Annotated in this window: 9 protein-coding genes; 7 read left to right on the top strand and 2 right to left on the bottom strand. The window is 45.4% G+C overall.

The genetic code is table 11. The features are described 5' to 3' along the window. Positions 1–71 precede the first annotated feature (71 nt). On the bottom strand, positions 72–962 hold the full coding sequence (locus BMY60_RS09735) for a hypothetical protein (protein WP_090333253.1): 891 nt from the start codon (positions 960–962) through the stop codon (positions 72–74). Between the two features lie 278 nt (positions 963–1,240). Here BMY60_RS09735 and BMY60_RS09730 point away from each other — a divergent pair, with 278 nt between their 5' ends. The 4 genes from BMY60_RS09730 (at position 1,241) to BMY60_RS09715 (ending at position 7,182) form a co-directional block, all read left to right on the top strand. After that, positions 1,241–1,906 (top strand): ABC transporter ATP-binding protein, encoded by a 666-nt coding sequence (locus BMY60_RS09730; RefSeq protein WP_090333252.1) that lies wholly within the window; start codon positions 1,241–1,243, stop codon positions 1,904–1,906. Beyond that, positions 1,903–4,464 carry an ABC transporter permease gene (locus tag BMY60_RS09725; RefSeq protein WP_090333250.1) on the top strand — a complete coding sequence of 854 codons (2,562 nt, stop codon included), beginning with the start codon at positions 1,903–1,905 and terminating at the stop codon, positions 4,462–4,464. Before BMY60_RS09730 ends, BMY60_RS09725 begins: the two co-directional genes overlap by 4 nt. Then, a complete protein-coding gene (locus tag BMY60_RS09720; RefSeq protein WP_256250784.1) occupies positions 4,464–5,567 on the top strand; it encodes a lipocalin-like domain-containing protein in 1,104 nt (367 codons plus the stop codon). The genes BMY60_RS09725 and BMY60_RS09720 overlap by 1 nt, the downstream gene beginning before the upstream one ends. 370 nt (positions 5,568–5,937) lie before the next feature. Further along, a complete protein-coding gene (locus tag BMY60_RS09715) occupies positions 5,938–7,182 on the top strand; it encodes a D-alanyl-D-alanine carboxypeptidase family protein (protein ID WP_090333248.1) in 1,245 nt (414 codons plus the stop codon). A 17-nt stretch (positions 7,183–7,199) separates the two neighbouring features. Here BMY60_RS09715 and BMY60_RS15780 read toward each other — a convergent pair whose 3' ends face one another. After that, positions 7,200–7,355 carry a hypothetical protein gene (locus BMY60_RS15780; protein WP_177166645.1) on the bottom strand — a complete coding sequence of 52 codons (156 nt, stop codon included), beginning with the start codon at positions 7,353–7,355 and terminating at the stop codon, positions 7,200–7,202. A 66-nt stretch (positions 7,356–7,421) separates the two neighbouring features. Between BMY60_RS15780 and BMY60_RS09710 the strand changes: the two genes are divergently transcribed. The 3 genes from BMY60_RS09710 (at position 7,422) to cysM (ending at position 10,041) form a co-directional block, all read left to right on the top strand. After that, the gene (locus BMY60_RS09710) at positions 7,422–8,309 is read left to right on the top strand and encodes an alpha/beta fold hydrolase (RefSeq protein WP_090333247.1); all 888 of its coding nucleotides are present in this window, start codon (positions 7,422–7,424) and stop codon (positions 8,307–8,309) included. Positions 8,310–8,720: 411 nt separating this feature from the next. After that, positions 8,721–9,020 carry a ComEA family DNA-binding protein gene (locus BMY60_RS09705; protein ID WP_090333245.1) on the top strand — a complete coding sequence of 100 codons (300 nt, stop codon included), beginning with the start codon at positions 8,721–8,723 and terminating at the stop codon, positions 9,018–9,020. 133 nt (positions 9,021–9,153) lie between these two features. Further along, positions 9,154–10,041 carry a cysteine synthase CysM gene (cysM, locus tag BMY60_RS09700; protein WP_090333263.1) on the top strand — a complete coding sequence of 296 codons (888 nt, stop codon included), beginning with the start codon at positions 9,154–9,156 and terminating at the stop codon, positions 10,039–10,041. Positions 10,042–10,050 lie beyond the last annotated feature (9 nt).

Raw genomic sequence — 10,050 nt, 5'->3', positions numbered from 1 at the left:
ATAAAGTGCTTTTTATTAGGTTTTGTGTTTTCATGCTACTCATCCTGCATGAAAACAGATTAAATGTCCAGTCAATAATTACGGGTAATAGGCAGCGCTAGCAGCGTAAGGCTGGCTATTAAATCAAAAGCCCGTTTAATTGTTGACCTTAATAGACTTTGATCAAATCCACCTCCAAAAACAAACCAACTTGGATATAATGAATCCATACGGATATGACCGTTTTCACGTTCGTAATAGGTAGCGATGTCCATGACGCGGATACCGCGCATTTTGCATTCAAGCAATTCTTGTATGGGAAAGTAACCGCCCCTTCTTTCCTGGGGGGCAATAATTATTTCTTCAGCTCTGTATGTATCGGCTAATGTCATCAGTGAGTCTTTGCCGGTAACAATTAAGGAAGCGGGCACACGGTGCTCTTCTCCGGGAAACGGTATAAATCCGACAATTTTGGGTTGATGATGTGCGGGTATTTTGCCGTCCGTGTTAATCAGGTCATTTGCATTTTTACCTGTTCCCAGCACCAACGTGCGTGACCTGAAAATGTCCACGCTGGCGCCTTTATGCAGGATGGCTCTGGCGATTAAAATTTCTACAAAGGAGAGGACCATAACATTAAATAATGCGCCACGACCTAAATAAGTTTCCGGGAAAATATAAAAGATGAACGCCATTAATCCAAAGCACAGTGCAACCGATGGCATCAGACGAAATAACGTTGTATTGAAATCGCGTTGTGTTTCGGGGAGATACATGCCCATGGCCGCCATACTGAATATCATGGCAAAAATGAAAATACAGGCTTCAAAAAATGAATCCTTGAAAAAGGATATGGTAAATCCCTGCCCTTCGGCAAACCGCAGGTAAATTCCTCCAAAAAAAGCAAGCAAAAGCAATAAAAAATCAATGCTGATGATTAAGATGGAAACTTTGGGTATATAAAGGTTATTGATTTTGAGCAATTTTTTCTCCAGCTAAACTAAACATATGCTGTTGCAAATGAACGGTGTTGATTTCGATACTGCGCCACGGAAGAATGCTATTCTCTATAATTTAACTATTTATGTTTTTACAAACTGCTAATGACAAAGTGTACCCAAGAATGATTTAATTTTCTAGAATCAGAGTCATAGGGTAACTCAGATCCATTGCGTCAAGCTGTAGAGGAACTTTAACTTTACATGCAGAACCATGACAGGGACTTTCCCTGCATATTATATAGGTAATAAAATTTCGATTTATGCTTGAATTACATCATGTCAGTAAAGCCTATGCGGAGGAGAGGCAAGTACTGTCTAACCTAACTTATACACTGAAAGCCGGTGAATATGTTGCAGTTATGGGTGAATCCGGTGTAGGGAAATCGACTTTGCTCAATCTTGTTGCAGGGTTGGACACACCGGATTCGGGTGAAGTGGTGATTGACGGTGTTGTGATTTCAAAACTCAATGATGATGACGCAACACTATTGCGGCGTAAAACACTGGGTTTTATTTTTCAGGCATTCCATATCCTGCCGCATTTAACGCTTAAACAAAATATTGCACTGCCTTTATTGTTAAATAATATGCCGGCTCATCGTATTGAGCTGATGTTGGCCGAAGTCGGACTAAGTGGCCGAGGGGATCATTTCCCGCATCAGCTGTCAGGCGGAGAGTTGCAACGGGTAGCAATCGCACGTGCATTGGTGCATCGTCCCAGACTCGTGCTGGCGGACGAGCCAACGGGTAATCTCGATCCTGATACCGCTCATGATATTTTGCAACTCATACGTACCGAAATCAAGAAAAATGGAGCATCGGGCATACTTGTTACACATTCACATACCGCCGCAGCTACTGCAGATGCCGTTCTGATAATGACCAAGCATGGCTTGAGAAAAGCCGAGTCAGTCAGGAGCGGATGAATACTTCGACTCTGTCCCGTTGGTTGCTGTTAGGAGAATGGCGTGCGCGTTTTGTGCAGGTCATTGTTGCCGTAATGGCAATCGCGATCGGTGTGGCACTGGGGTTCTCAATTCATCTGATAAATACGGCGGCTTTCAATGAATTTTCCGCAGCGAGTAAAAATCTGTCGGGGCAGTCGGATTTACAAGTCTATAGTAAACAGGGCTACTTTGATGAGCTGCTTTATCCAAAGCTTGCGCAGTTCAAGGGTATCGAGCTGATTAATCCCGTGCTTGAGTTCACAGTTCCAGTACCAGGTGAGCATGGGGTTGAATATGATCGCAAGTTAAGAATACTTGGTATCGACATGTTTCGGGCTGCAGATATATCGCCAGACTTGCTGGGTGTGCCGGTAGAAGGTCAACCAATGGACAGCTTGTCAGATGATGCGATTTTTCTTTCCCCTGCGGCAATGAAATGGCTGCAGGTTAAACAAGGCGATATGCTGCAGTTCAATGTTGGCACGCAAACCATAGAATTGCGCGTGGCTGGCGGCGTCACGCGGGCGCGTGCAGGGCAACGGATTGGAGTTATGGATATAGGTGCAGCGCAGTGGCGCTTCAACTATTTGGGACTACTATCACGTATTGAGTTAAAGCTTGACACCGGGATTCATCATGCAGCGTTTAAAGCAGAACTGGAAAAAGAACTGGGAGCACAATTTTTTATTACTGAAGTTGTTGAACAGGAAGCGCGTTTAGCCAGTATGTCTCGTGCTTACCGTGTTAATCTCAATATGCTTGCATTGGTGGCGTTATTTACCGGGGCCTTCCTGGTGTTTTCCACGCAGGCATTGTCCGTGGCCCGCCGCCGCAGCCAATTTGCATTACTGCGCGTGCTAGGTTTTACACGGCTGCATCTGTTGCGACTAGTTGTGACGGAAGGTGTTGTGCTGGGTGTTGTCGGCTCTTTTTTGGGGCTGGCTTTAGGGTATGGATTTGCGGCACTCGTTATTCGGTTTTTCGGTGGCGATCTGGGCAGCGGTTTTTTTTCGGACATACAGCCAGGTTTGTATATGGATTCTGTTGTTGCAATGCTTTATTTTTCCGTAGGGTTAGGTGTAACCATGCTCGGAACTGTTTTACCCGCCAGGGACGCGATGCGGATCAAGCCAGCCATTGCCTTGAAGTCAAGCCAAGAAAGCAATGCCATAGATTGTTTGTCTGTACCCTGGCCAGCAATTGTGTGTTTGTCTCTTGCGTTGTTGCTGGCGCAGTTGCCGCCTGTTTACGGATTGCCGGTTTTTGGCTATCTGGCCATTGCGTTGCTGTTGATTGGCGGCCTTGCACTGATGCCGTATTTTGCGGCACGGTTTTTTTCTTTTGCGTTGTCCACGGTCAATAAAAGGTTCAACTGCGGTAAATTGCATGCAACTGTACTGATGGTGCTGGCGCGTTTGGCGAATGTGCCCGGCCAGGCTTCGGTTGCTTTGAGCGGTGTGCTGGCAAGTTTCAGTCTGATGGTAGCCATGGCTATTATGGTGCTCAGTTTTCGCGTGTCGGTTGATAACTGGCTGGAGCATGTTTTACCGGCGGATCTTTATGTCCGCGCGGCAGATAGCGGCAGGCAGGGCGGTTTTTCTCCAAGCGAGCAAAAATCATTGACTGAATTGTCCGAATTCTCGCGTATTGAATTCTTACGTTATCAGAAAATGGTTCTCGATCCGCATCGGCCTGAAATTACGCTTATTGCAAGGCCTGTCGATTCAATGGATCCCAGAAATACTTTGCCAATCATAGGTGAATATATTGCGCCTGGACAGTTATCAAACCATGAAAGACCAGTATGGGTTTCTGAAGCAATGGTTGATTTATACGGTTACAACGTGGGTAAACAAATTATGATACCGGTCGGTAATGAATTGCATTCATTTATCGTCGCTGGTGTCTGGCGGGATTACGGTCGTCAGTTTGGTGCTGTGCAGATTCAGTTGTCTGATTATCAGGAATTATCCAATGATATGAGCATAAATACTGCGGCGGCATGGCTTCATTCACCGGTCACCATGGATGAAGCGTATGACGCGTTACGTCGATTACCGTACGGCGATATGCTGGAAATCACGCAATCGCAATCGATACGCGATACAAGTTTAAAAATTTTCGATCGCAGTTTTGCCGTCACGTATCTGCTGGAAATTATCGCTGTAATTATTGGCTTGCTCGGTGTTGCTGCCAGTTTTTCTGTGCAGATGCTGGCGCGCTCGAAAGAGTTTGGCATGCTGCGCCATATTGGCGTAACCCGTACTCAGGTGCTGACCTTGCTGGCTGCTGAAGGCGGTCTTTTGACGGCGCTTGGTGTTGCGCTGGGATTTGTTTTGGGATGGTGTATCAGCTTGATATTGATTTTCATCGTTAATCCGCAATCATTTCATTGGACCATGCAGCTTTATATGCCGTGGAACTGGTTGCTTTTGATAGCGGGCATTATGCTGATTTCAGCATCCATTACAGCCTTAATTGCCGGACGCCGTGCTGTTTCCGGCAGCGTTGTCCGCGCTGTTAGGGAAGACTGGTAATGCAAAAAAAAGGTAACAGGTTATGTATGCCAATAGCGGCAGCTTTGGCGATGTTTTTGTTCGCAACACTGCATTCACAGTTGCAAGCGGGTGATCGAGAATATGCGCCGGTTATCCCTGGCAATGCCCTGGTATTTCCACAGGACTATGGTGCGCATCCAGATTTTCGTATCGAATGGTGGTATGTTACGGGCTGGCTGGAAACCGCTGAAAATAAAGCACTTGGTTTTCAGGTGACTTTTTTTCGCACCGCAACCCGTCATCATTTGGATAATCCCAGCCGTTTTGCACCCCGGCAACTGATCATTGCGCATGCCGCATTGTCCGATCCTGAATTGGGAAGGCTCCTTTATGGTGAAAAGACCGCGCGAGCAGGATTTGATCTGGCTTATGCCCGTAAGGGGAATACAGATGTGAAGTTGGATGACTGGTATTTCAAGCGCGAACCAGATGGGCGGTATGTTACTGAAGTACAGGCTGAAGAATTCAGTTTCCAGCTTTCGTTGACGCCGACGCAAGCAATCATGCTGCAAGGCGAACGCGGTTTTTCGCGTAAAGGACCTAACACAGAACAGGCAAGTTATTACTACAGTGAACCACACCTTGATGTATCCGGTACGGTGATTCAGGAAGGCAAATCTCTGGCTGTGCATGGACAGGCCTGGCTTGATCATGAATGGTCATCGGAAATCCTTGACCCGCGCGCAGATGGATGGGACTGGATGAGTGCAAATCTGAATGATGGCTCCGCTCTCATGGCATTCAGAATTCGCGGTAAGCAAGGTTCAAAACTGTGGGCCTATGGTACGCGGCGTGATGCAGCGGGGCGTGTCACGCAATTTAACCCAGGCCAAGTCGAGTTTATTCCGGAACGGACCTGGGAATCCCCGCATACCAAGGCTACCTATCCGGTTGAAATGCGCGTTCGTACCGGGAAAATGGAATGGCGATTGGTGCCGTTATTAGATGATCAGGAATTGGATTCACGCGGATCGGCAGGGGCTGTGTACTGGGAAGGGGCTGTAATTGTTTTTCAAAATGGAGAAAATGTCGGCAAAGGGTATCTTGAGTTAACAGGTTATGTGCAGCCGCTAGAATTGTAAAAATATTTGTTTAATTATAATCATTATATTACAGTGTGAACTTAAAAAAATTATTAATATTTTCCAATTTTTATAATACAAGAAAAAACATCATTATTTATGGTTTTTTTTAATTATGCATAGCGATCAATACAATTAGAATAGTGATATGAAGTTCAAAGAAATTGTATTTAAGCAATAGTGTGTATCCGCATGAAATAGTAAACAATAAAAACAGATACATAATTGTTATTGCCGGTACATGATCGTATGTAAACGCGTGTATAAACGCTTTTGGTAAAGCGTCCGAATATCGTTGACAAAATATATTTATCGTATTTGAGTATCTGTGTTTTTGGCAGACTTCAGACACATTAAACGGGGTAAGTGCATGTTCGATTTAAAATTTACCGGAATAAAAGGGTTTGTTGTTTTGGTGGTATTGATATCAATGGCTGTAGCCGGTCGAGTGCATGCAAATCCCCGTTATGCCTCGATTGTAATCAATGCCGATACTGGCACAGTGCTACATGAGTCCAATGCGGATGCCAGCCGTTACCCCGCGTCTTTGACAAAGATGATGACGCTGTACATGCTGTTCGAGGCGATGCGATTAGGTAAAATGACGCTGGATACCCGTATGCCTGTTTCTGCTCATGCTGCATCAATGCCGCAGACGAATATCGGCTTGCGGGCTGGTGAAATGCTGCATGTGCGTGATGCGATACCAGCATTAATTGTACGTTCGGCGAATGACGCGGCTGCTGTTGTAGCCGAAGCGTTGGGAAAAACTGAAACTAATTTTGGCCGAATGATGACTGACAAGGCACGTGAAATGAGAATGCACTCGACTACTTTTCGCAATGCCTCCGGGCTGCCCAATCGCACACAAAAAACAACTGCACGAGACATGGCAATATTGTCCGTGCGCCTGATGAAAGATTTTCCCCAGTATTATCATTATTTTTCAACACAGTCGTTCCATTATAAAGGAACCACATATAACAGTCATAACCGCATGGTGCGCACTACACGGGGCGTGGATGGATTAAAAACCGGCTTTATTCGGGCTTCCGGATTCAACGTAGCCACCTCCGCAAAACGTGGTGAACGCAGGTTAATTGCGGTCGTTATGGGAGGGAAAACTGCTTCTTCCCGGGATCAGCACACAGCAAAATTACTAGATCGTAGCTTTAAACAGGTAACGGTTACCCAAATTGCTGCTTCCAGCATTAATACAGGTGATAAACTGATTGCCCGAGGTTATTTGCGCGCTGATGCACCGATTCCTGCCGCTAAGCCCATCCTGACATTGGCTGGCAAGCCAGACCCTGCAGCAATACTGCAGGGTCGGTTAACCCCTGTCAGCAACGTATCTGTAAATACCTATTTACCAAAAAACAACAGTTGGGCGGTTCAGATTGGCTCATATTTCGAACCAGGCCGCGCGCGTGCTCAGGCCCAAGCGGCTACCCGCTGGGTGGCCGGGGAAGTTGCTGTAGTTGAGGTCGAAATCAGCAACCGGACATTTTATCGGGCACGGCTTGTGGGATTGCGGAAAAATCAGGCGCATACTGCATGCCAAAACCTGTCGCGTAACGGTATAGATTGTATGGTTGTCCGTTCACATGGTTAATTTAAGTTTTTGTGTTGTTAATATGCCTTGCTGAGCACTAAAATGAGTGCCAGCGGCAACAGTTCATTAATTGTTTCGTGATTGAAGTCAACATCGTAAAACAAATAGCTATCTATTTCGAATAAGCGCGTTGTCATCAGCGAAAATATATAGTGATATCTGGTCATCAGCATGTTATTTGTTTTTCATTTGAATGCTGCAAAACAATTATGGCTGTCATATCTTAATTAGAGATAGGTATGGGCAAACACTTTAAAAAGCTCCTTGTTCCAACACTGTCGGCTGACGGTACACATAAAAAACCGCACCATATTGCTTATATGGATTGGGGTGATATGAGTAATCAGCACATTGTGTTTTGTGTGCATGGTTTGACGCGCAATTGCAGGGATTTTGACTATCTGGCGTCTGATTTATCATCACAGTGTCGTATCATTTGCCCTGATGTTGTCGGGCGCGGCCAAAGCGATTGGCTTGAAGATGAAAGGGACTATGACTATTATCCGGTATATCTTTCGGACGCAGCTGCGCTCGTTAGACATATCCAAGGTCAGTATAGTTCGACTATAACTATTGACTGGGTGGGTATTTCTATGGGCGGATTAATCGGCATGATGACAGCCATAGACCTTAAAGATGCGATTCGCAGAATGGTTATCAGCGATATTGGACCATTAATTCCGGTAGCTGCGCTGAAAAGGATGTCTGAGTATGTTGGAAAAGGGATTTGTTTCAAGGACCTGGAGTCATTTGAGGCCTATATCCGAAAGATTTCTGCACCATTTGGTCCTTTGACTGATGCACAGTGGCGTCATTTGACGATACACAGCGCGCGTCTGCTTGGTGACGGTACTTACACTTTTTATTATGACCCCAAAATTTCCGCAAGTTTTAAAGAGCATGCGTTGCAGAATGACGTTGACTTATGGCAGTACTGGGACATACTGCAAACCCCTACTTTAGTGATCAGAGGGGATAAGTCAGATGTTTTGCTTGCTGAAACTGCTGCGCAGATGCAGCAACGTGGCCCACACGCTACAGTTATTAATTTTCCCGGAATTGGGCACGCGCCAATATTGCTTGATGAAAAACAGATTTCTATTGTCAAAGATTTCTTATTAAGCTAGCGTTCTATCCAGATAATACTGTCAGGTACAGCGTTATTGTAGTGTCCTACACTCGCGTTACAGTACTTGAAAAGGACCCCTTTTCAAGTACTGTATCTTTCGGCAATAAATAGAGCGTATTTGTGGCGGACACGTCTTGTCCGTCGCCATTTAAGGGACAGCCCGCAGGATCAGACATCGACTAGTATTACAGCAAATGACCGTAATATGGCTAACAGTGTTGAAGCCGTTTTATATGTATCGATGCAAAATATTCTCAATGAAAATATAAAACGTCCGATGTAAGTAGTGTCTGAAAGCAGTACTTTTTTAAGCTTTCTGCTGTAAGACAACTTTTAATCGACAGATGAAAAGCGGGGTGAACTGGCGGTACTAGCTCTACCCGTTTTTTGCATTTTAAAAGGAGATAAAATGAAATTATTGTTAATTTCAGCATTGTTAATGTTTGTTTTTGTTGGACCTGCGTTTGCCGTTGTTAATATCAATACGGCAAATCAGGCAGAGCTCGAAGCGCTACAAGGTATCGGGCCCGCCAAGGCAAAAGCGATCATAGCGCATCGTGAACAAAAAGGTTTGTTCGTTTCTGCAGAACATCTGATTGATGTCGATGGGATTGGTCAAGGTACCATGAATCAGCTTCGCGACAGTATTACGGTAGGCGATATGCCTGATAGTGCTACGACAGCTGCCATGGCAGTTAAACAAGACTAGATGCGTACTCCATCATAAAAAAGCCCTCCGGATAGTAACTAACCGGAGGGCTTTTTTCATTTATCGATACCAGGATTTTCAAGTGGACAGCATGTGAGATAATGTAAAAATATTAATCATGAAACGCATGCATATGTTCAAAACAATAGAAAATTTTGTCGGTAACACGCCGTTGGTGAGGTTGAGACATTTGCCCGGTAAAACCAGCAACATAGTTCTTGCCAAACTTGAAGGAAACAATCCGGCAGGCTCAGTAAAAGACAGGCCTGCATTGTCCATGATTAAGCATGCACAGCTACGCGGTGATATTAAACCGGGAGATACACTGATAGAAGCCACGAGTGGAAATACCGGTATTGCGCTGGCAATGGCTGCTGCAGTCATGGGATACCGCATGATACTTATCATGCCTGAAAACCTGAGTATTGAGCGGCGACAGACGATGCGTGCTTATGGTGCTGAAATTATCCTGACGCCGCAGGCAGGCAGTATGGAACAGGCCAGAGATCTGGCAGAAAAAATGCGCGATGAAGGTAAAGGTATTATTCTGGATCAATTTGCTAATCCGGATAACCCGCTTGCGCATTACGAAGGTACTGCCCCTGAAATCTGGCGTGATACAGAAGGCAAGTTAACACATTTCGTCGGCAGTATGGGAACGACTGGTACGATAATGGGTTGTTCGCGTTTTTTCAAAGAGCAGCAGCCAGCCATCAAGATTATCGGTGTTCAGCCGGAAGAGGGTGCGCAAATACCGGGCATACGCAAGTGGCCTACAGCTTATTTGCCAAAAATTTATAATGCTGCACAAATAGATGACATGATTTATGTTTCTCAGCCGGAGGCGGAAGAGATGACGCGGCGCCTGGCGCGGGAAGAAGGAATTTTTTCTGGTATTTCGTCAGGCGGGGCGCTGGTTGCTGCGCTTAAGTTATCTACTCAGCTTGAAAATGCTGTAATTGCGTTCATAGTTTGCGATCGGGGTGACCGCTATTTGTCTACGGATGTTTTTCCTGCATAAAGCTTGTAT

This window comes from Nitrosomonas sp. Nm51 (genome assembly GCF_900111165.1).
GTDB lineage: Bacteria > Pseudomonadota > Gammaproteobacteria > Burkholderiales > Nitrosomonadaceae > Nitrosomonas.
Note: the sequence above shows the minus strand (reverse complement) of the source record. Positions and strands in the feature narration are given on the sequence as shown.